The following is a 21,660-nucleotide window of genomic DNA, read 5'->3' as shown; positions in this document are numbered from 1 at the left end:
GATGAACGGCGTGTAAACAAAAATTAATATTTGGTAAAAATATGTTATTGACTATAGATGTGGTGAAGAGTGGAGAGGGAATGGCGTGTTTGCTGTGTAACGTTTTGAAAAAGTAGTGAATGTTTTTTTTGAAGTGGTCTTGCCAATTTCATGTGAAACTTGGTATTATTACTAGGTAATAATTTTTTATTGGAATAATATTTTTTACAGGAGTTTCGATTTATTATAAAGAAATATAAATTGGAATGTTTAAAAAATTTATCGTAAGATGGACATAGTAAATATTTCTATTAGTTAATGAAATATATTTTCTAATAGAATACATCGTATTTTTACAGTCAATCTAGTTTTCGTGACGAGAATCTGTAAAAACGGGACAAACAAGAGTATGGGAGTGGATTTTACATGTTTAAAATTCAAGAAGTTCGTGAATTAATTAAATTAATTGATAGCTCTAATATTGATGAATTTGAATACAAAAAAGACGGTACAACAATCAAAATGAAAAAGCGTGGTAATGAAGTTGTTGCTGTACAAGCACCTGCAGCAAAACAAGCTATGCAACCAGTAGCGCCTGTTGAAGTTGAAACGACAGTAGCAGCAGCGCAAGCAGAAGCACCAAAACAAGAAGAGAAGAAAACTGTTCAAGATGAAAACCTACATAAGATTACCTCACCAATGGTAGGTACATTCTATTCTTCATCTTCACCTGATACACCTCCATATGTAAGTGTTGGGGATAGAGTATCGAAAGATTCTATCGTATGTATTGTCGAGGCTATGAAGTTATTTAACGAAATTGATGCTGATGTAGAGGGCGAAATTGTTGAAATTCTTGTTAATAACGGACAGCTTGTTGAGTATGGACAACCGCTATTTCTTGTAAAAGCGTAATAAGGGAGTCTTTGTGATGATAAAAAAAGTATTAATAGCCAATCGTGGGGAAATTGCTGTACGAATTATTCGTGCTTGTAAAGAAATGGACATTGAAACAGTTGCAATTTATTCAGAAGCAGATAAAGAGTCACTTCACGTACAGATTGCAGATGAAGCGTATTGTGTAGGACCAACGATTTCGAAAGAAAGCTATTTAAATTTGACGAACATTATTAGCGTTGCGAAGTTAACAGGCTGCGATGCTATTCATCCGGGATACGGATTCTTAGCAGAGAATGCAGATTTCGCAGAGTTATGCCGTGAATGTAACTTAATTTTTATCGGTCCAAGTCCAGAAGCTATTTCAAAGATGGGCACAAAAGACGTTGCTCGTGATACAATGAAAGAAGCAGGGGTTCCGATTGTACCAGGTTCACAAGGGATTATTAAAAATACCGAAGAAGCGATCGAGCTTGCTAATCAAATTGGATATCCAGTTATTATTAAAGCGACTGCAGGTGGCGGCGGAAAAGGTATTCGTGTTGCACGCCATGAAGAAGAGCTTATAAAAGGAATTCAAATTACACAGCAAGAAGCTAGTACCGCTTTTGGGAACCCTGGTGTATACTTAGAAAAGTACGTTGAAGATTTCCGTCATGTTGAGATTCAAATAATGGCAGATACACACGGAAATGCCATTCATTTAGGAGAGCGTGATTGTACAATTCAGCGCCGTTTGCAAAAACTATTAGAAGAAAGTCCATCACCTGCACTTGATGAAGATATTCGCAAGCAGATGGGTGAAGCGGCAGTAAAAGCGGCGGTAGCGGTTGATTATACAGGTGCTGGTACGGTTGAGTTTATTTATGAATATAAAACGAAAACCTTTTATTTCATGGAGATGAATACGAGAATTCAGGTAGAGCATCCGGTTACTGAAATGGTAACGGGAATGGACTTAATTAAAGAACAAATTCTTGTTGCTTCAGGAGAAAAGTTATCGTTACAGCAAGAAGAAGTACAATTTAATGGTTGGGCAATTGAATGTCGAATTAATGCGGAAAACCCTGCCAAAAAATTTATGCCATCTCCAGGTAAAGTAGAAATGTACTTACCACCAGGAGGATTTGGTATTCGCGTCGATTCAGCTGTATATCCGGGATATTCCATCCCACCTTTCTATGATTCGATGGTTGCTAAATTAATTGTTCACGGAAAAACACGTGAAGAGGCAATTGCAAAAATGAAGCGCGCACTTAGTGAATTTGTCATTGAAGGCGTACATACAACAATCCCGTTCCATTTGCAATTGCTAGATCATCCTGATTTTGTAAAAGGTGAGTTTAATACGAAGTTTTTGGAAGAGCATGAACTTGTGACGCAGTGATACATTAAAGGAGGTTTTTTTCATGGCTGAACATATGTTAGATATGGGTCAAGATACAACTCTTGGTAAAGTAGAAATTGCACCAGAAGTAATTGAAGTAATTGCAGGTATTGCAGCTGCTGAAGTAGAAGGTGTAGCGGCAATGCGCGGTAATTTTGCTACAGATGTTGTTGAGAAGTTAGGTAAGAAAAATCATGGTAAAGGTGTAAAGGTTGAATTAGCAAACGAAGATATTATCGTTGACCTTTATGTTGTAATGTATTTTGGTGTAGCAATTCCAGTTGTTGCACAAAAGATTCAAGACAATATTCGCCAAGCGCTCTTTACAATGACAGGACTTGAGCCAAAAGAAGTGAATGTTCACATCGTTGGCGTAACATTCGAAACACAAAAAACAGAAATCGAACCAGTGTAAGAATGAAAAGGTGCCTAGTAACATAGGCATCTTTTTTATCGTTTCATTTCTTCACAAATTACAACCCTCTAATTATTATACTATTTCAAAAAATAAGAAATAAATAAGGAAATGTGTCGTTTTTCCAAAAAACGTACATTGTGATAAGATATGGAACTTGAAGTTAATCTTTTTATTATTTTTCAGCCTTGTAACCCGTGTGTGAAACGATAAATTGTGTTATTATCATTGTATTATAAGGTTGGAAAATCAATGAAAACTGTAAGAGTAAGTGAATTGACGGCTTATAAATTATAATAATATAACAAAGTATAAGGAAAGACTTGAAGCATAAAGGAGAGTTACAATGAAACGTAGGACGGCTAGAGAAAGAGCAATGCAAGCATTATACCAAATGGATATTACAGGTGAATTAGAACCGAAAGTAGCAGTGGAAAACACGCTAGATGAAGGCGAAGAAACAAATGAGTTTCTAGAGTCACTTGTAGTAGGTTTTGTAGAAAATAAAGAAGCAATCGATGAAGCGATTCGTCAAAACTTAAAAAAGTGGAAGCTTGAGCGTATTAGTATTGTTGATCGCAGTATTTTACGTGTAGCTGTGTATGAAATGAAGTACATGGAAGAAATTCCACACAACGTAACAATTAACGAAGCAATTGAAATTGCTAAAACATTTGGGGATGAGGAATCTCGTCGTTTTATTAACGGCGTTTTATCTAATATAAAAGATACACTGTAAATTCTTTAAGGGGGAATCTTAAAATGGTAGCAGTAATCATCAAAGGAAATGAAGTTGCGGAGAAAAAACGAGCACAATTAACAGAAGAAGTTGTGAAGTTGAAAGAGCAAGGGGTTGTACCAGGATTAGCAGTTATTTTAGTTGGAGAAGATCCAGCATCTCGTTCTTATGTAAAAGGAAAAGAAAAAGGCTGTGAACAAGTAGGGATTTACTCAGAGCTAATTGAACTTCCTGAAACAATTACTGAGGAACGCTTGCTTGCTGAAATCGATCGCTTAAATGGCGATGACCGCATTAATGGCATATTAGTGCAATTACCTTTACCAAAACATATTGAAGAAAAAGCTATCATTGAAAGAATTTCACCAGAAAAGGATGTAGACGGATTTCACCCAATCAGCGTGGGACGTATGATGACGGGACAAGATACATTCCTTCCATGTACACCGCATGGTATCGTAGAATTAGTAAAAGAAACAAATCTTGATATTTCTGGAAAACATGTAGTAGTAATTGGAAGAAGTAATATTGTCGGTAAACCAGTGGGACAATTGTTCTTAAATGAAAATGCAACTGTCACATATTGTCATTCTAAGACGCAAAATATGAAAGAGTTATCGAAGTTAGCGGATATTTTAATCGTAGCTGTTGGACGACCTAAAATGATAACAGCGGATTATATTAAAGAAGGAGCGGTTGTAATTGACGTTGGTGTAAACCGTTTAGAAACAGGTAAACTTTGTGGTGATGTTGACTTTGACAACGTGTTAAATGTTGCGGGTTACATTACACCTGTGCCAAAGGGTGTTGGTCCAATGACAATCACAATGCTTCTTCATAATACTGTTGAATCTGCCAAACGTGCAGGTGTCGTTTGTAAATAATTTGAGTCGGCTATGAGGAGAGAGAAATGGAGAAGCAATATTTAACCGTTACAGCGTTAACACGCTATATAAAAACAAAAATAGAATATGATCCGCATTTGCAGTCTGTTTGGTTAAAAGGTGAAATTTCCAACTTTAAAAATCATAGCCGTGGCCACATGTATTTTACATTGAAAGATGAAAATGCAAGAATCGCAGCGGTTATGTTTGCGGGTCATAATCGTAATATTAAATTCAAACCTGAAAATGGGATGAAGGTACTCGTGAAAGGGAAAATCTCTGTTTACGAGGCGAGTGGTTCTTATCAAATTTATATTCAAGACATGCAGCCTGACGGAGTCGGAAATTTACATTTAGCGTACGAACAGTTAAAAGTTCGTTTAGAAGAAGAAGGACTTTTTTCTCAAGTTTATAAAAAAGCAATTCCTCCTTACGCTAAAACAATAGGTGTGATTACGTCGCCAACAGGAGCAGCGATTCGTGATATTATAACAACGATTAAACGTCGTTATCCAATTGGGAATGTTATTGTATTTCCGGTACTTGTACAAGGGGAGTCAGCGGCTCCCTCGATTGTACAAGCGATTCGTACAGCGAATGAAATGGGAGAGATAGATGTACTAATCGTTGGCCGTGGTGGAGGTTCTATTGAGGAATTATGGGCTTTCAATGAGGAAATGGTTGCAAGAGCAATCTTTAAGAGTGAAATTCCTATTATTTCGGCAGTAGGCCATGAAACGGATTTTACAATCGCAGATTTTGTTGCAGATTTACGCGCGCCAACACCGACTGCAGCAGCTGAGCTGGCAGCACCTAACATTATAGAGTTACAAGAAAAGGTATTACAAAGAACTCTGAGATTGCAAAGAGCGATGAGAGAGTTAGTACATAAAAAAGAAGAAAAACTACAAGTGTTGCAAAGATCGTATGCGTTCCGTTATCCAAGACAAGTATATGAGCAAAAGGAAGAGCAATTAGATAGAGCGCTAGAACAGCTTGTTTTAGCTAAAGAGCGCTATATTGATAAAAAGGTGAATCAGTTAAAGCAACTTTCATTTTATTTAGAGAAGCACCACCCATCTCAAAAAATTATGCAAACGAAGGTAGCTGTTGAAACGTTGCAAAAGCAATTACAACGTGAAATGCAAACGTTACTTCAAACGAAAGAATTTGCCTTTGTAAGAGCTGCTCAAAAACTTGAAGCGTTAAGTCCGCTTAAAGTAATGATGAGAGGGTACGGGCTTGTATATGATGAAGAGAAGCAAGTGTTAAAAAGTGTGAAAGATGTAAGCCTTGGAGATGCTGTTTCAGTTCAATTACAAGATGGAATACTAGATTGTAGCGTATCAGGCATAGAGGAGCGTGAATTGAATAATGGAAAATAAATTAAGCTTTGAAGAGGCAATTTCGCAACTTGAGCATCTTGTTTCTAAGCTAGAACAAGGTGACGTACCGTTAGAAGAAGCGATTTCTTATTTTAAAGAGGGCATGGAGTTATCTAAGCTTTGTGATGAGAAGTTGAAGAATGTACAAGAACAAATGGCAGTTATTCTTGGGGAAGATGGAGAGCTTGAACCGTTTACTGCTGTAGGAGATGAAGCATAGTGACGATTGCTTTTGATACTTTTTTGAAAGAAAGTAAAACTTTCGTAGAAGAGAAACTTGTAAGCTATGCAAATGAATTACAATGTCCAAATGTACTTCGTGAAGCGATGGCATATTCTTTGGAAGCGGGTGGAAAACGTCTCCGCCCGTTACTTTTGTTTGCAACATTACAAGCGTTTGGGAAAGAAAGAAATCTTGGAATAGGTGCAGCTTGTGCTCTTGAAATGATTCATACATATTCTTTAGTTCATGATGATCTACCTTGTATGGATGATGATGATTTAAGAAGAGGAAAGCCCACAAATCACAAAGTATTTGGTGAAGCGATGGCAGTTTTAGCAGGAGATGGCTTATTGACGTATGCTTTTCAAGTTATTATGGCATATGAGCAAAAAGAAATTTCTGCCGAAAAAAAAGTAAGACTTGTACTTGAACTTGCAAAAGCAGCAGGACCAGAAGGAATGGTTGGCGGACAAGTGGCAGATATGGAAGCTGAAGGGAAACGCCTTACGATTGATGAACTGGAGTACATCCATAAACATAAGACGGGAAAACTGCTTGAGTTTGCTGTACTTGCGGGTACGATACTTTCTGATGCAACAGAAGAGCAAGAAGAAAAATTGCTTACGTTTGCCAAATATATCGGTCTAGCTTTCCAAATTCGAGATGATATTTTAGATGTCGAAGGAACCGAAGAAGAGATTGGGAAACCGATTGGTAGTGATCTTTCTAACGAAAAGAGCACATATACGACGTTGTTTACTGTAGATAGAGCAAAGGATATTTTAGAAGAAACAATTGCAGAAGCAAAAGGTGCGATTAGCTCCTTGCAATTACAAGATGAATATTTACTATCTATTTGCGATTTAATTGCAAAACGTAATAACTAATATAACAGCGTTTTCATTTGTTGAGTCATTCATCATTTTATGATATAACTGTAGGAAAAGGTTTTTCTTTTCTTGTTATTGGCAAAAATATATGTAGATTACATTGCCGTTATCACTTCGTGTTAGCGGCTATTTTTTTCATCGCCTAAAGAAATATGGTTTATAATAGGATTAGGGCGCAATAGACTGGTTAATGTCGGGACAAGACGAAAAATAGAAAAGAGAATTTCTTGTTTTGTGTAAATGTTTTTTATAATATTTGACATGTTGACAGATTATGAAATGAAAGTGAGTGATCCATGTGGATCTAACGCAAATTCAAAACCCTAGTTTTTTGAAAGATATGTCTATCAGTGAACTAGAGGGATTGAGTGAGGATATTCGTAAGTTTTTAATTGAAGAGCTCTCTCAAACAGGTGGACATATTGCACCTAATTTAGGTGTAGTAGAACTCACAATTGCTCTGCATAAATTATTTGATAGCCCGCAAGATAAATTTTTATGGGATGTAGGACATCAATCCTATGTACATAAAATTTTAACTGGACGCGCGAAAGAGTTTGGTACATTAAGGCAATATCAAGGCCTATGTGGTTTTCCGAAACGTTGCGAGAGTGAGCACGACGTATGGGAAACTGGTCATAGCTCGACATCGTTATCGGCTGCAATGGGAATGGCTCTGGCACGTGATTTAAAGAAAACGAAAGAATATGTTATACCAATTATTGGAGATGGTGCTTTAACAGGCGGAATGGCTTTAGAGGCATTGAACCATATTGGACATGAAAAGACAGATATGATTGTTATTTTGAATGATAATGAAATGTCAATTGCACCAAACGTTGGTGCGCTCCATAATGTACTTGGTCGTTTACGTACCGCAGGAAAATATCACTGGGTAAAAGATGAATTAGAGTATATATTAAAGAAAATCCCAGCAGTTGGCGGGAAAGTGGCTGCGACAGCAGAGAAAATAAAAGATAGTCTTAAATATTTACTAGTATCTGGTGTCTTTTTCGAAGAGTTAGGCTTTACATATTTAGGTCCAGTCGATGGGCATGATTATGAAAAGTTATTCGAAACGTTGCAATATGCAAAGAAAACAAAAGGCCCAGTGCTTGTTCACGTTATTACGAAAAAAGGAAAAGGTTATAAACCGGCCGAGAGTGACGTTATTGGAACTTGGCATGGAACAGGACCTTATAAAATTGAATCAGGTGACTTCGTTAAGCCGAAAGAAGTTGCACCAGCATGGAGTGCTGTTGTTAGTGAAACAGTACTTAAGCTAGCGAGAGCGGATGAGCGTATCGTAGCAATTACACCTGCAATGCCTGTTGGATCAAAACTTGAGAAATTCCAAAAAGAATTCCCAAATCGTATGATTGATGTAGGTATTGCAGAACAGCATGCTACAACAATGGCAGCAGGTATGGCAACGCAAGGAATGAAGCCATTCTTAGCAATTTATTCGACATTTCTACAAAGAGCATATGACCAAGTTGTTCATGATATATGCCGCCAAAATCTAAATGTTTTCATTGGAATAGATCGCTCAGGATTAGTAGGAGCAGATGGTGAAACGCATCAAGGCGTATTTGATATCTCATTCTTACGTCACTTGCCAAATATGGTGCTTATGATGCCGAAAGATGAAAATGAAGGGCAACATTTAGTTTATACGGCGATGAAATATGAAGATGGACCAATCGCATTGCGTTATGCGCGCGGTAATGGACTTGGCGTTCATATGGATGAAGAATTAAAGGCGATTCCGATCGGTACGTGGGAGACGTTAAAAGAGGGTACACAAGCAGCTATTTTAACGTTTGGTACGACAATACCAATGGCAATGGAAGCCGCTGAGCGTCTTGAAAAAGCTGGAGTTTCAGTGAAAGTAGTGAATGCTCGCTTTATTAAACCAATGGATGAAGCATATTTACATGATCTTCTAGGAAAGAATATACCGATTTTAACGATTGAAGAAGCTTGCTTAATTGGTGGTTTTGGAACAGGAGTAGTTGAATTTGCATCTGAAAATGGTTACCATAGTGCATTAGTTGAACGAATGGGTATTCCAGACCGCTTCATAGAGCACGGAAGTGTAACAAAATTATTAGAAGAAATTGGTTTAACGACAGATGCTGTCGTAGACCGTATTCATACAATGATTCCATCAAAACAAAAAAGGGCGTAACAAATGAGCATAAAAAAAGAAAGAGTAGATGTACTATTAGTAGAGCGAGGACTTATAGAAACGCGTGAGAAAGCAAAGCGCGCCATTATGGCGGGACTCGTATATGCAAATGAAATGAGACTTGATAAGCCAGGAGAGAAAATCTCGCAAGATACTGAGATTACGGTGAAGGGACAAGTTATGCCGTATGTAAGTCGTGGTGGTTATAAACTTGAAAAGGCATTAGAGACATTTCATCTTGATTTACAAGATAAAGTTATGATAGATATTGGTTCATCAACTGGTGGCTTTACAGATTGTGCGCTTCAAAATGGAGTGAAATTATCTTATGCATTAGATGTAGGATACAATCAACTAGCGTGGAAATTACGTCAAGATGAGCGTGTTGTTGTAATGGAACGAACAAATTTCCGTTACGTGACACCAGCAGACTTAGAACGTGGTTTACCTCAATTTGCAAGTATTGATGTTTCATTTATATCATTAAAGCTTATACTGCCAGTTTTAAAAACAATGCTTATGCCTAACGGGGATGTAGCAGCGTTAATTAAACCTCAGTTTGAAGCTGGAAGAGAGCAAGTTGGGAAAAAAGGTATCGTTCGTGATAGAAAAGTACATGAAGCTGTTGTAGAAATGATTGTCGAGTTTGCTTTAAAAGAAGGCTATGATGTGGAAGGTTTAACATTCTCACCAATTACGGGTGGGGATGGTAATATTGAATTTTTAATTCACCTGAAATGGCATGGTGAACGTGAGAATGGCGAAAATCATTCTCCAATTTCTATAGAGCAAGTTGTTACAGAAGCGCATGACGTTCTAAAACAAAAAGGGAAAGGGGAATAACATATGTTGTTCCTCTTTTTGTTGTAATTGTATAATGATTGTAAAAACAATTGTGTACAAGAAACGAATTATAAGTTAACATAAATAAGTGAAGTATACCAATGTTTAAACTATGGTAAGAGATAGTGTGAGGTGCAAATGTATGAATAAAGGTCAGCGCCATATTAAAATCAGGGAAATTATTGCAAACAAAGAAATTGAAACACAAGATGAATTAGTTGATATTTTACGTAATGAGGGATTTAATGTAACGCAAGCAACAGTATCGCGCGATATTAAAGAACTGCACTTAGTGAAGGTGCCATTGCATGATGGACGCTATAAATATAGCTTGCCAGCAGATCAACGATTTAACCCGTTACAAAAATTAAAACGAAATCTAGTGGATTCATTTGTAAAATTAGACACGGCAGGACATATGCTTGTGCTAAAAACATTGCCTGGTAACGCTCATTCACTTGGAGCACTTATTGATCATTTAGAGTGGGATGAGATCATCGGAACCATCTGTGGTGATGATACTTGCTTAATTATTTGCCGTACACCTGACGATACAGGTGTTGTCTCTGATCGTTTCTTAAATATGTTGTAACAAAAAATCTTGTTTGCTTTCCATCGTAAAGTGGGAAGTGAACAAGATATTTTTATTGGTTAAAAATATCTTGTTCAATTGTAATATAATATTTTGTTTGCATAAAGTTAGAAAATAGATGGATTGACCCGTAAAACGAATGTTTGGTACAATGAAGCGGGTTAGAAGAGTATATACATACAAATATATAGCATGATTATTTGAATGAAGAACTGAGAAAATCCTTTAGTAAGGGATTATTTTATAACGAGGTGAATGGGGCATTGTTATCGGAATTATCGATTAGAAACTTTGCTATTATTGAAGCATTAAATATTTCTTTTCAAAAAGGTTTAACGGTTTTAAGCGGTGAAACAGGGGCCGGAAAATCGATTATTATTGATGCAATTAGTTTACTTGTAGGTGGCCGTGGGTCAGCAGAATTTGTTCGATATGGAACAGAAAAGGCTGAGATTGAAGGGCTATTTTATGTTGAAGATGAGAAGCATCCATGTATTGAAAAGGCAGAAGAGTTAGATATAGAAATAGAAGATGGCATGATTATTTTAAAGCGTGATATTGCTGCGAACGGGAAGAGTGTATGTCGTGTAAATGGGAAGCTTGTTACACTTAGCATATTAAAAGAAATTGGGAAAACACTTGTTGATATTCATGGACAGCACGAAACGCAAGATTTAATGAATGAAGAACGACATCTTTTTATGCTTGATCACTTTGATGGGGATCGAATCGTTAAACAATTAGATATATATCAAAACGTATACGCTGACTATGAAAAATTAAAAAAACAATTGAAATCGTTAAGTGAAAATGAACAACAAATGGCACATCGCCTAGATTTAATTCAATTTCAGCATGAAGAAATTCGCAAGGCGGATTTAAAGATGGATGAAGAAAATGAATTAACTGAGGAACGATTGCAAATTTCTAATTTTGAAAAGATTTATAAAGCGTTAGGTGATGCATATCGTTCGTTAAGTGCCGACGGAAAAGGATTAGATAATGTAAGAAGTGCAATGGGGCAAATGGAAAGTATTACACATTTAGATGAAGTGTATCAAGAGAATTATGATTCAATTGCAAATAGCTACTACTTATTAGAAGAGGTTGCCTATCAACTGAGAGAAAAGCTCGATATGATGGAATATGATCCAAATCGTTTAGATGAGATCGAAACACGTTTGAATGAAATTCGTATGCTAAAGAGAAAATATGGAAATACTGTAGAAGAGATTTTAGCGTATGCAGATAAAATTGAACAGGAAATTTTTACAATTGAAAATAAAGACGTTCATATTGAAACGACGAAGAAACAGTTGAAGGAATTAGAAAGTGTTATTCTGAAAGAAGCAACGTTGTTAAGTAATATGCGTCATGAGCTTGCAGAACATCTTACAAATGCAATTCATCAGGAATTAAAAGAATTATATATGGAAAAAACGAAATTTGAAGTGAGAATTATGAAGAGAGAAGGAAATGCAGAAGAACCCCTTGTGGAAGGTGCACCGGTAAGACTTACGGCGGATGGTTACGATCATGTGGAATTTTATATTTCAACGAACCCAGGAGAGCCGCTAAAACCACTTTCAAAGGTTGCTTCTGGCGGAGAGTTATCTCGTATTATTTTAGCTTTAAAAAGCATTTTTTCTAAGCATCAAGGGGTTGCATCTGTTATTTTTGATGAAGTGGATACGGGTGTAAGTGGCCGAGTCGCACAGGCTATTGCGGAAAAAATTTATCGAGTATCAGTAAACTCGCAAGTACTTTGTATTACGCACTTACCTCAAGTAGCTTCAATGGCGGATTCACATTTATTTATTCGAAAACAAGTAGCGAATGATCGTACAATTACATCAGTTACTGTTTTAACTATGGAGGATAAAGTAACAGAAATAGCTCGAATGATTTCTGGTGTAGAAATCACAGATTTAACGACAGAGCATGCGAAAGAATTACTTACGCAAGCGCATCATTTTAAACAGACAGCAGAGGCTATCCAGTAATGGATAGCTTTTTTTCTCAAATGACGATTTCTTAATTCTTCCGGTTATAAATAATGCACTGCAAGGAGAGATTAAAAAGTGAAGCCAAGAGGCTGAATGTGGGGTAGGAGCGAGGAGAGTGAACAAGTTGAAATTAGAAAAATTTCGAAAAATAATAGGTCTTTGTCTCCTTGTTTCTTTAGTTTTTATTGGATGTTTTAAACCGCTTCGAACGTTTATTTCATCACCGAAACAACTTGTTGTTTTTGAAGGACAACAATCAGAAATATCATCATTACCAGTTTTCAAAGCTTCATCCACAAATCGTCATGTATTTACAGTGAGTTCGAATGAACAAAAACAAGGACTTATGGTAAATTCTCATCAAAATGGTGAAGCTGATATGGTATTTCAGCTTGCTGGTTTTCCAGTGAAAAAAGTAAATGTGAGAGTGTTAAAAGATTTTAAAGTGATTCCAGGTGGACAATCAATTGGTGTGAAATTAAATACAAAAGGTGTACTTGTTGTAGGCCATCATTTAATTCAAACTGAAAAGGGTAAAATATCTCCTGGTGAAACAGCAGGTGTACAAATTGGAGATATGATTACTGAAATTAATGGTAAAACAATTGAAAGAATGAGTGATGTAGCACCGTTTGTTCATAATAGTGGAGAAACAGGTGAACCGCTTAATCTTGTATTGTTAAGAGATGGAAAATATATTCGTACGAAGCTAACTCCACAAAAAGACAACGGTGAATCGTCTTATCGAATTGGCTTGTATATCCGTGATTCGGCAGCTGGAATTGGAACGATGACATTTGTTCATCCAGATTCTATGAAATACGGGGCACTTGGTCATGTTATTTCTGATAATGATACGAAAAAGCCAATTCAAGTCGAAGATGGACAAATTATGCGCTCGACAGTTACATCAATTGAAAGAGGTAGTCATGGGAATCCGGGGGAGAAATTAGCAAGATTCTCACCAGATCGTGAAGTGATTGGTAATATTACAATTAATAGTCCATATGGTATTTTTGGCAAATTAAATACGAATATGAAAAACGGTATAATGGATAAACCGATGCCTATCGCATTATCTCATCAAGTAAAAGAAGGACCGGCAAAAATATTAACAGTTATTGATCAAGATAAAGTAGAAGCGTTTGATATTGAAGTTGTTAGTACAGTGCAACAAAAATTCCCAGCCACAAAGGGTATGGTAATAAAAGTAACAGATAAACGTCTATTAGCGAAAACGGGCGGTATCGTACAAGGAATGAGCGGAAGTCCAATTGTACAAAATGGAAAAGTAATTGGTGCTGTTACGCATGTATTTGTAAATGATCCAACATCAGGATATGGTGTTCATATTGAATGGATGTTACATCAAGCTGGAATTAATATTTATGATCAAGAGAAAAAAGCGAGTTAATATATATATATTAGCTCGCTTTTTCTGTTGAAAAATTCGTTGAAATTTTGTAAAAGCTCCGCAAGAGGTGTTTTTTGTTGTAAAATAAAAGAAAAGGGTTGAACGTTTCGTTGTATTTCTATGATGGAATGTGTTGCGAAAGGGAATAAATGAACGATAAACATATTTTTTTGTGATTTTATCGGAAAGTAAGAAACTTTAAAAGGGAATTTTCACACAATTGTCGAACAATTCATGTAGCCTAGAAGGATACACATGTCGGAGAATCGATTCGGTAAGGGAGGAAAAGCTGTGGAGAAAATTAAAGTATGTCTTGTGGATGATAATAAAGAACTAGTATCAATGTTAGAGAGCTATGTAGCCGCTCAAGATGATATGGAAGTAATCGGTACTGCTTATAATGGTCAAGAGTGTTTAAACTTATTAACAGATAAGCAACCTGATGTACTCGTTTTAGACATTATTATGCCACACTTAGATGGTTTAGCTGTATTGGAAAAAATGCGACATATTGAAAGGTTAAAACAGCCTAGCGTAATTATGTTGACAGCATTCGGGCAAGAAGATGTGACGAAAAAAGCAGTTGACTTAGGTGCCTCATATTTCATATTAAAACCATTTGATATGGAGAATTTAACGAGTCATATTCGTCAAGTGAGTGGTAAAGCAAACGCTATGATTAAACGTCCACTACCATCATTCCGATCAGCAACAACAGTAGATGGAAAACCGAAAAACTTAGATGCGAGTATTACGAGTATCATTCATGAAATTGGTGTACCCGCTCATATTAAAGGATATATGTATTTACGAGAAGCAATCTCCATGGTATACAACGATATCGAATTATTAGGATCGATTACGAAAGTATTGTATCCAGATATCGCAAAGAAATATAATACAACAGCAAGCCGTGTGGAGCGCGCAATTCGTCACGCGATTGAAGTAGCTTGGAGCCGTGGGAATATTGATTCTATTTCGTCCTTATTCGGTTATACAGTATCCATGTCAAAAGCAAAACCTACGAATTCTGAGTTTATCGCAATGGTTGCGGATAAGCTGAGACTTGAACATAAAGCTAGCTGAGAGTAGAAGTAGCAAAGGGTTTTCGTTTTAGTAAAACCCTTTGCATGCTGGAACTCTATACTCGACAGTAATTTTAAAACTAATAAACTTTTTAATGAAAGACCAATGGATGTTATAATTCGTTGGTTTTTTTATTTTGTTTAGAAAAAGAGATTATTTGATATCATGGAAAATAAAACCTATTTTTAGTAATATTACATGTAAGTGAGTTTTTTATAAGACAATTAAATAGATATAGATAGGGGGAAGGGGAATGAAAAATAAAATTTCAACTTGGCTAGGAATAGTAGCAGCTATGGGAGTTCTTGCTATTGCAGTTACATTTGGAATGTTAGAACTTGCCGATAATCCAGTAGATAAAGAAGTGAGCGCTCAAATAGATAAAAAAGAAGACCAAACAATAGTAGGTAGAGAGGTAGATGGGGTCTTTGTTGATGTGTATGTTACTGAAAATTCTACTGAAAGAGAAGTTATTACAGCGATGCATCGCATGACTCATCAAAAAGTAGTGGCAGAACGAAAATCGGGCTCTATCCCAATGATTCAAAATAATGCTAAAAAATTAAAAGAAATCATAAATCAGAGTAGCTTTGCGAAGAAAAATGAGCTTTTAGCAATTGCTAATAGATGGGCACAAAAAGATTTTAGTAAAATTGTAGAAGATCACAATTATTTCTCGGATGTTCAAGAAGATAACGTTTGTAAAGCAACTAGAGCGATGGATGCGGTAGAAGAGCAACATTATATTTTAACTACATTCGGGGAGGGAAAAGCGAAAGAACTATACGAATCAGGGGATGCTCCGCACGTTCAATAAAAAATAATATAAAGGGTTTCTAGTTTTTTATGATCGTGTTTAAGGACGCAATGGGGGCTTATAAATAAATAGTCTGCTTTCTTTATGACTTGCAACAAAAAAGAAAGCAGACTATTAAATGATGAAGGAACGGCTAAATTGCATCGTAGCACATCTGTTAAAGGATTTTAGCAGGGAAGTCATCCGTGATATAATAGAAAATAATAAAAAGCCCTGCAAAACAGGACTGTATTATTCTTCGTCTTTATTTTGTTTTTCTAATTCAACTAGCTTTTGAATTAAAATGTGTTGCGGCATATGCATGAGTTGTTCAAGTGGAACACCTAGTGCTTTTGATAAGCGGACTGCAGTATCTGGAGAAATTTGCAATGGTCTCATAGAAGTACCTCCTTTTTCGTATAGTATAGCATAAGATTGGGGGAGTGAGGATGACTCTTATATTTGCGCATCGTGGTGCGGCTGGAACGTACCCAGAAAATACAATGCTTTCATTTGAAGCGGCTGAGTCTTTTAGAGCGGATGGAATTGAACTTGATGTTCAATTAACGAAAGATGGAAAAGTTGTCGTCATTCATGATGAAACGGTGGACCGGACAACAAATGGAAAAGGTGCGGTTCGGAATTATGTATATGAGGACTTATGCAAGTTAGATGCAAGTTATAAATTTGGTGATAAAGTAGGTTTTTGTAAAATACCACTTTTAGAAGAGGTATTAGAGTGGCTTGAACAAACGAGTTTGCTACTTAATATTGAACTTAAAAATAATAAAATTCCATACAGAGGTTTAGAGGAAGAAGTTATAACGCTTGTACGGAAATTTAGTTTAGAGGATCGCGTTGTATTTTCTTCGTTTAATCACTACAGTATGAAACGGTGCCATATGATGGCTCCTGATATTCAAACTGCAATTTTATATCGCGAAGGTTTGCATAGTCCGTGGGCATACGCGAAAAAAATGGGGGCTACAGCAGTACATCCGAATTATCGTTACCTTCAAGATGCTATTGCCGAACTAACGATGGAAAGTGGTGTAGAGGTTCGCCCTTATACAATTAATGAAGAAACGCTTATGCGTAAATATTTTGATATGAATATATCGGCGATTATTACTGATTACCCTGAAACGGCAAGAACGTTATTGCCAATAAAAAAATGAGACCGTGTGGAACGGTCTCATTTTTTATTTATAAATAGTGGGGCCTTCCTATCTTCTAAAGCGAGCTTGTACTTTATTTCGTTTACGATCTCGGTGTACGACGAAGCCGCCAAAAATATAAAACCCGAGCCCGAAGCAGAGAGCGCCGATTAAAAATTGTAACCACAGTATAGAGATTGGTGGAAATAGAATCCCAAATACAGTATCTCTCATTAACTTTATACCAAACACAGCTAATGAAATAGGGATGAGTGCTAATAGTAGAGCAACGTAACGCTGCATACATAACGCTCCTTTTCAGATTATTTCGTGTATTTTAATGATGTTATATGGAAAGGTGGTTTGTCAAGAGGTTGCTGAACGAGTAAGATAAAGGTGTGAAAAAATTTGCAGAGCTACTTCGAGAGGAAGTGTAATATATGAAACAAAAAGTATTAATTGTTGGTGCAGGTGAAGGTGGGAGCGCACTGCTGAATCTGTTACAAAGTTCGAATATATTTCAAATTATAGGGATTATTGATATAAATCCGGTGGCAAAAGGATTACAAATTGCTAAGGAATATGGGATTGCAATTGGAGAAAGTGTAACTCCATTTCTTTCTATGCATATCGATGTAATATTTGATATGACAGGTGAAGATGATGTACATAAAGTTTTATTGGAAAAAAAGAAAAAAGACACTCTTCTTATACCAGGTGATATTGCAAAAATTGTTACAGGATTAGCGCATGAGAAGGAAGGGTTAATTGGGCGGTTAGAGGAACAAACGCAACAAGGAGAATTAATTTTAAATTCTACGCATGACGGTATGATCGTAATTGATCGAGAGGGACAAGTTCGTCTTTTTAATAAAAGTGCAGAGCGTATTATCGGATATAAAAAAGAAGAGGTGATAGGAAAATATATTTTAGAAGTTATTCCGACTAGTAAATTACTTCGCATTATACGTACGAAACAAATAGAAGTAAATTATGAACTAACATTAGAGAATGGAAAGAAAATTATTACAACGCGTATACCGATATTAAAAGAGGGCGGAGAGGTACAAGGAGCATTTGCAATTTTTAAAGATATAACAGAAGTTGTAGATTTAGCGGAAGAAGTTACAGACTTAAAAGAAATTCAAACATTATTAGAGGCGATTATTAACTCATCTGAAGAAGCGATTTCGGTTGTGGATGAAAAAGGAAGAGGTTTAGTCATTAACCCGGCATATACGAAATTAACGGGTTTAACAGAAGAAGATATTATTGGGAAGCCTGCTACAACTGATATTGTAGAAGGCGAAAGTATGCATATGAAAGTACTTCGAACGCGTCGTGCGGTGCGCGGAATACATATGAAGATTGGGCAAAAAAAGCGCGATGTAATTGTAAACGTAGCGCCAGTTATTGTGGATGGAATATTGAAAGGAAGCGTCGGCGTTATCCGTGACGTGTCGGAAATTCAAAAGTTAACAAATGAATTGAATAGAGCGAGGCAAATTATTCGCACATTAGAAGCGAAATATTCTTTTGATGATATTGTCGGAAATTCAGATGAAACAACGGCAGCTATCGAACAGGCGAAGCTAGGAGCGAATACACCGGCAACGGTACTGTTACGCGGTGAATCTGGGACTGGTAAAGAATTGTTTGCACATGCAATCCATAATGGAAGTAATCGAAAATACAATAAATTCGTCCGTGTAAACTGTGCGGCCATTTCGGAGACGTTGTTAGAAAGTGAATTATTTGGTTATGAGGAAGGAGCGTTTTCTGGAGCGAAAAGAGGCGGGAAACGTGGGTTCTTTGAGGAAGCGAATAACGGTAGTATTTTTTTAGATGAAATAGGGGAGTTATCTGCAAATACACAAGCGAAGCTCCTTCGTGTATTGCAGGAAAAAGAAATTGTAAAAGTTGGTGGAACGAAAGCGATACCTATTAATGTTCGAGTAATTGCAGCGACACATGTGAATTTAGAAAAGGCTATTCTAGAAGGGAAGTTTAGGGAGGATTTATATTATCGATTAAATAAAATTCCAATTCAAATTCCGTCTCTTCGTCAACGTAAAGGAGATATACCGACAATTGCGGACAGATTGATTCAAAAAATTAATCAAGATTATGGTCGTAATGTAGAAGGGCTCACTGATTCAGCTATTTTATATTTACAATCATACGAATGGCCAGGGAATGTGAGGGAACTTGAAAATATTTTAGGACGAGCAATTATTTTTATGAATTATAACGAGATCTATATTGATGTACATCATTTACCGCCATTACATAACGAAGAGCAGGTGGAGTCAAAGCAATCTCATTTATTACCTGAATTAGAAGAAAAGCCACTTGAACATTTAGTGACAGAGTTTGAAGGGAATATTATTCATGAATATTTGGAGAGATTTGATGGGAATAAAACACAAACTGCAAAAGCGTTAGGAATTTCCGTTCGAAATTTATATTATAAGCTAGAAAAGTATGACTATGCAAAAAATAGCATGCAATAAATTGCGTACCGTGCAATTTATTGCATGGTATACAAAAAGCGACAAAATAAGACAGAATCTTTTGTTATTTTCCAAAGTATTGATTTTACTGCATTTTGAATGCGTTTTCATTATTGGTAAGACCACTTTTAAAAGTTGGCACGGTATTTGCTTTATAAATAGACGAGGGACGACGGAAAGGGTTGATTACAAAATATGAAGTTAGAATACTTAATTGATCAAGCAGCGGGACAGCCTAAAAAAACTGTGGCTGTAGCAGTAGCTGAAGATCATGAAGTAATTGAAGCTGTAGCGAAAGCAATTAAATTACAGCTAGCTCAATTTCGTCTATATGGAAATCAAGAAAAAATAATGGGGATGCTACAAGAACATGGTTTACAAACTTCAGAACATGTTGAAGTGATTGCAGCAATGTCTAATGCAGAGGCTGCAGAACTTTCTGTTAAAGCTGTGAGAAATGGTGAAGCAGACGTGCTTATGAAGGGTAACATCCCAACAGCGAATATTTTGAAGGCTGTGTTAAACAAAGAGTGGGGCCTACGTAAAGGTAGCGTACTTTCACATGTAGCAGCATTTGAAGTTCCAAATTACGATCGTCTTATTTTCGTTACAGATGCAGCGATGAACATCGCACCTGACGTAACACAAAAAGCTGCTATTATACAAAATACTGTAGAAGTTGCCCGGGCAATAGGAATCGACTTGCCAAAAGTGGCACCCATCGCAGCAGTAGAAGTTGTGAATCCAGCGATGCAGGCGACAATTGATGCAGCGATGTTAACACAAATGAATCGCCGCGGACAAATTAAAGATTGTATCGTTGATGGACCACTGGCTTTAGATAATGCAGTATCACAAATTGCAGCAGAGCATAAAGGCATAGTAAGTGATGTAGCAGGTAAGGCAGACATTTTACTCGTCCCAACGATTGAAGCTGGAAATGTGCTATATAAATCACTCGTATACTTTGCGGATGCAAAAGTAGGAGCAATGATTGCTGGCGCAAAAGCACCGATTGTTTTAACATCTCGTGCTGATTCAGCAGAAACAAAAGTATATTCATTAGCATTGGCAGTTGCGACTGCTTCAAAATAAACCAAAAAGGGTAAAACATTAGGGGGAAACGACAATGACATTAGAAATCTTCGAATACTTAGAAAAATATGATTATGAGCAAGTAGTATTTTGTCAAGACAAAGAATCTGGTTTAAAAGCAATTATTGCAATTCATGATACAACACTTGGACCGGCTCTTGGTGGAACAAGAATGTGGACATATGATTCTGAAGAAGCGGCGATTGAAGATGCATTGCGTCTTGCAAAAGGGATGACATACAAAAACGCAGCAGCTGGTTTAAACTTAGGTGGTGCGAAAACAGTAATTATTGGTGATCCTCGTAAAGATAAGAGCGAAGCGATGTTCCGTGCACTAGGACGTTATATCCAAGGACTAAACGGACGTTACATTACAGCTGAAGATGTTGGTACAACAGTAGATGATATGGATATTATCCATGAAGAAACTGACTTTGTAACAGGTATCTCACCATCATTCGGTTCTTCTGGTAACCCATCTCCAGTAACTGCATACGGTGTTTACCGTGGTATGAAAGCAGCTGCAAAAGAAGCTTTCGGTACTGACAATTTAGAAGGAAAAGTAATTGCTGTTCAAGGCGTTGGTAACGTAGCATATCACCTATGCAAACATTTACACGCTGAAGGAGCAAAATTAATCGTTACAGATATTAATAAAGAAGCTGTACAACGTGCTGTAGAAGAATTCGGTGCATCAGCAGTTGAACCAAATGAAATTTACGGTGTTGAATGCGATATTTACGCACCATGTGCATTAGGCGCAACAGTTAATGATGAAACTATTCCACAACTTAAAGCAAAAGTAATCGCAGGTTCTGCAAATAACCAATTAAAAGAAGATCGTCACGGTGACATCATTCATGAAATGGGTATTGTATACGCACCAGATTATGTAATTAATGCAGGTGGCGTAATTAACGTAGCGGACGAATTATATGGATACAATAGAGAACGTGCACTAAAACGTGTTGAGTCTATTTATGACACGATTGCAAAAGTAATCGAAATTTCAAAACGCGATGGCATAGCAACTTATGTAGCGGCAGATCGTCTAGCTGAAGAGCGCATTGCAAGCTTGAAAAATTCTCGTAGCACTTACTTACGCAACGGTCACGATATTATTAGCCGTCGCTAATCATTCATATATAACTTTTACAAAAGGTGTGGT

At 36.7% G+C, this 21,660-nt stretch carries 21 protein-coding genes; 19 read left to right on the top strand and 2 right to left on the bottom strand.

Annotated features, from left to right (window positions below; all coding sequences use genetic code 11):
- Positions 1–405: 405 nt before the first annotated feature.
- The 15 genes from accB to C4S65_RS07250 all read left to right on the top strand — a co-directional run bounded on the left by accB (position 406) and on the right by C4S65_RS07250 (position 15,748).
- On the top strand, positions 406–894 hold the full coding sequence (gene accB / locus C4S65_RS07325) for an acetyl-CoA carboxylase biotin carboxyl carrier protein (RefSeq protein ID WP_000472863.1): 489 nt from the start codon (positions 406–408) through the stop codon (positions 892–894).
- Between the two features lie 16 nt (positions 895–910).
- On the top strand, positions 911–2,263 hold the full coding sequence (gene accC, locus C4S65_RS07320; RefSeq protein ID WP_000592870.1) for an acetyl-CoA carboxylase biotin carboxylase subunit: 1,353 nt from the start codon (positions 911–913) through the stop codon (positions 2,261–2,263).
- A 22-nt stretch (positions 2,264–2,285) separates the two neighbouring features.
- Complete coding sequence (locus tag C4S65_RS07315; RefSeq protein ID WP_000807630.1) at positions 2,286–2,678, top strand: Asp23/Gls24 family envelope stress response protein; 393 nt, start codon at positions 2,286–2,288, stop codon at positions 2,676–2,678.
- 346 nt (positions 2,679–3,024) lie between these two features.
- Positions 3,025–3,417 (top strand): N utilization substance protein NusB, encoded by a 393-nt coding sequence (nusB, locus tag C4S65_RS07310; RefSeq protein ID WP_000830247.1) that lies wholly within the window; start codon positions 3,025–3,027, stop codon positions 3,415–3,417.
- Positions 3,418–3,440: 23 nt separating this feature from the next.
- The gene (gene folD, locus C4S65_RS07305) at positions 3,441–4,301 is read left to right on the top strand and encodes a bifunctional methylenetetrahydrofolate dehydrogenase/methenyltetrahydrofolate cyclohydrolase FolD (RefSeq protein WP_061666300.1); all 861 of its coding nucleotides are present in this window, start codon (positions 3,441–3,443) and stop codon (positions 4,299–4,301) included.
- A 26-nt stretch (positions 4,302–4,327) separates the two neighbouring features.
- The gene (gene xseA / locus C4S65_RS07300; protein ID WP_061666301.1) at positions 4,328–5,686 is read left to right on the top strand and encodes an exodeoxyribonuclease VII large subunit; all 1,359 of its coding nucleotides are present in this window, start codon (positions 4,328–4,330) and stop codon (positions 5,684–5,686) included.
- A complete protein-coding gene (gene xseB / locus C4S65_RS07295; protein ID WP_000428424.1) occupies positions 5,676–5,906 on the top strand; it encodes an exodeoxyribonuclease VII small subunit in 231 nt (76 codons plus the stop codon). The genes xseA and xseB overlap by 11 nt, the downstream gene beginning before the upstream one ends.
- Positions 5,906–6,796, top strand: a complete 891-nt coding sequence (gene ispA / locus C4S65_RS07290) for a (2E,6E)-farnesyl diphosphate synthase (RefSeq protein ID WP_098838508.1) — start codon at positions 5,906–5,908, stop codon at positions 6,794–6,796. The genes xseB and ispA overlap by 1 nt, the downstream gene beginning before the upstream one ends.
- A 301-nt stretch (positions 6,797–7,097) precedes the next feature.
- Positions 7,098–8,990 carry a 1-deoxy-D-xylulose-5-phosphate synthase gene (dxs, locus tag C4S65_RS07285; RefSeq protein ID WP_000366456.1) on the top strand — a complete coding sequence of 631 codons (1,893 nt, stop codon included), beginning with the start codon at positions 7,098–7,100 and terminating at the stop codon, positions 8,988–8,990.
- Positions 8,991–8,993: 3 nt separating this feature from the next.
- Positions 8,994–9,833 (top strand): TlyA family RNA methyltransferase, encoded by an 840-nt coding sequence (locus tag C4S65_RS07280; protein ID WP_086407233.1) that lies wholly within the window; start codon positions 8,994–8,996, stop codon positions 9,831–9,833.
- A gap of 142 nt (positions 9,834–9,975) precedes the next feature.
- Positions 9,976–10,425, top strand: a complete 450-nt coding sequence (argR, locus tag C4S65_RS07275; RefSeq protein WP_001032580.1) for an arginine repressor ArgR — start codon at positions 9,976–9,978, stop codon at positions 10,423–10,425.
- 263 nt (positions 10,426–10,688) lie between these two features.
- The gene (gene recN, locus C4S65_RS07270) at positions 10,689–12,428 is read left to right on the top strand and encodes a DNA repair protein RecN (protein WP_000947762.1); all 1,740 of its coding nucleotides are present in this window, start codon (positions 10,689–10,691) and stop codon (positions 12,426–12,428) included.
- A gap of 118 nt (positions 12,429–12,546) precedes the next feature.
- On the top strand, positions 12,547–13,845 hold the full coding sequence (gene spoIVB, locus C4S65_RS07265) for a SpoIVB peptidase (protein ID WP_003307836.1): 1,299 nt from the start codon (positions 12,547–12,549) through the stop codon (positions 13,843–13,845).
- 291 nt (positions 13,846–14,136) lie between these two features.
- On the top strand, positions 14,137–14,931 hold the full coding sequence (gene spo0A, locus C4S65_RS07255; protein ID WP_011110369.1) for a sporulation transcription factor Spo0A: 795 nt from the start codon (positions 14,137–14,139) through the stop codon (positions 14,929–14,931).
- Between the two features lie 253 nt (positions 14,932–15,184).
- Complete coding sequence (locus tag C4S65_RS07250; RefSeq protein ID WP_086407232.1) at positions 15,185–15,748, top strand: PRK06770 family protein; 564 nt, start codon at positions 15,185–15,187, stop codon at positions 15,746–15,748.
- Between the two features lie 231 nt (positions 15,749–15,979).
- Here the strand turns inward: C4S65_RS07250 and C4S65_RS07245 are convergent, their stop codons facing one another.
- Positions 15,980–16,126, bottom strand: a complete 147-nt coding sequence (locus tag C4S65_RS07245; protein ID WP_001247671.1) for a YycC family protein — start codon at positions 16,124–16,126, stop codon at positions 15,980–15,982.
- A 50-nt stretch (positions 16,127–16,176) separates the two neighbouring features.
- Between C4S65_RS07245 and C4S65_RS07240 the strand changes: the two genes are divergently transcribed.
- Positions 16,177–16,905 (top strand): glycerophosphodiester phosphodiesterase, encoded by a 729-nt coding sequence (locus C4S65_RS07240; protein WP_000172594.1) that lies wholly within the window; start codon positions 16,177–16,179, stop codon positions 16,903–16,905.
- A gap of 48 nt (positions 16,906–16,953) precedes the next feature.
- On the opposite strand, the gene C4S65_RS07235 is transcribed toward C4S65_RS07240, so the two are convergent.
- A complete protein-coding gene (locus tag C4S65_RS07235) occupies positions 16,954–17,187 on the bottom strand; it encodes a DUF2627 domain-containing protein (RefSeq protein ID WP_001190212.1) in 234 nt (77 codons plus the stop codon).
- Between the two features lie 137 nt (positions 17,188–17,324).
- On the opposite strand from C4S65_RS07235, the gene C4S65_RS07230 reads away from it, so the two are divergent.
- The 3 genes from C4S65_RS07230 (at position 17,325) to C4S65_RS07215 (ending at position 21,627) form a co-directional block, all read left to right on the top strand.
- On the top strand, positions 17,325–19,397 hold the full coding sequence (locus tag C4S65_RS07230; RefSeq protein WP_000810980.1) for a sigma-54-dependent Fis family transcriptional regulator: 2,073 nt from the start codon (positions 17,325–17,327) through the stop codon (positions 19,395–19,397).
- A gap of 195 nt (positions 19,398–19,592) precedes the next feature.
- Positions 19,593–20,492 carry a phosphate butyryltransferase gene (yqiS, locus tag C4S65_RS07220; RefSeq protein WP_000764675.1) on the top strand — a complete coding sequence of 300 codons (900 nt, stop codon included), beginning with the start codon at positions 19,593–19,595 and terminating at the stop codon, positions 20,490–20,492.
- A 34-nt stretch (positions 20,493–20,526) separates the two neighbouring features.
- Positions 20,527–21,627, top strand: a complete 1,101-nt coding sequence (locus C4S65_RS07215) for a leucine dehydrogenase (protein WP_000171355.1) — start codon at positions 20,527–20,529, stop codon at positions 21,625–21,627.
- The last annotated feature ends 33 nt before the right edge of the window (positions 21,628–21,660 follow it).

This window comes from Bacillus sp. ok061 (assembly GCF_900108285.1).
Lineage (GTDB): Bacteria > Bacillota > Bacilli > Bacillales > Bacillaceae_G > Bacillus_A > Bacillus_A thuringiensis_S.
This window is presented reverse-complemented; position numbering and strand designations above follow the sequence as displayed.

What these genes read in the sequence shown, in the direction of transcription:
- folD (WP_061666300.1), top strand. Translation starts at nt 3,441, where the DNA reads ATGGTAGCAGTAATCATCAAAGGAAATGAAGTTGCGGAGAAAAAACGA.
- accB (WP_000472863.1), top strand. Translation starts at nt 406, where the DNA reads ATGTTTAAAATTCAAGAAGTTCGTGAATTAATTAAATTAATTGATAGC.
- C4S65_RS07245 (WP_001247671.1), bottom strand. Translation starts at nt 16,126, where the DNA reads ATGAGACCATTGCAAATTTCTCCAGATACTGCAGTCCGCTTATCAAAA.
- xseB (WP_000428424.1), top strand. Translation starts at nt 5,676, where the DNA reads ATGGAAAATAAATTAAGCTTTGAAGAGGCAATTTCGCAACTTGAGCAT.
- yqiS (WP_000764675.1), top strand. Translation starts at nt 19,593, where the DNA reads ATGAAGTTAGAATACTTAATTGATCAAGCAGCGGGACAGCCTAAAAAA.
- C4S65_RS07235 (WP_001190212.1), bottom strand. Translation starts at nt 17,187, where the DNA reads ATGCAGCGTTACGTTGCTCTACTATTAGCACTCATCCCTATTTCATTA.
- argR (WP_001032580.1), top strand. Translation starts at nt 9,976, where the DNA reads ATGAATAAAGGTCAGCGCCATATTAAAATCAGGGAAATTATTGCAAAC.
- C4S65_RS07240 (WP_000172594.1), top strand. Translation starts at nt 16,177, where the DNA reads ATGACTCTTATATTTGCGCATCGTGGTGCGGCTGGAACGTACCCAGAA.
- C4S65_RS07315 (WP_000807630.1), top strand. Translation starts at nt 2,286, where the DNA reads ATGGCTGAACATATGTTAGATATGGGTCAAGATACAACTCTTGGTAAA.
- C4S65_RS07230 (WP_000810980.1), top strand. Translation starts at nt 17,325, where the DNA reads ATGAAACAAAAAGTATTAATTGTTGGTGCAGGTGAAGGTGGGAGCGCA.
- nusB (WP_000830247.1), top strand. Translation starts at nt 3,025, where the DNA reads ATGAAACGTAGGACGGCTAGAGAAAGAGCAATGCAAGCATTATACCAA.
- C4S65_RS07250 (WP_086407232.1), top strand. Translation starts at nt 15,185, where the DNA reads ATGAAAAATAAAATTTCAACTTGGCTAGGAATAGTAGCAGCTATGGGA.
- C4S65_RS07280 (WP_086407233.1), top strand. Translation starts at nt 8,994, where the DNA reads ATGAGCATAAAAAAAGAAAGAGTAGATGTACTATTAGTAGAGCGAGGA.
- xseA (WP_061666301.1), top strand. Translation starts at nt 4,328, where the DNA reads ATGGAGAAGCAATATTTAACCGTTACAGCGTTAACACGCTATATAAAA.
- accC (WP_000592870.1), top strand. Translation starts at nt 911, where the DNA reads ATGATAAAAAAAGTATTAATAGCCAATCGTGGGGAAATTGCTGTACGA.
- C4S65_RS07215 (WP_000171355.1), top strand. Translation starts at nt 20,527, where the DNA reads ATGACATTAGAAATCTTCGAATACTTAGAAAAATATGATTATGAGCAA.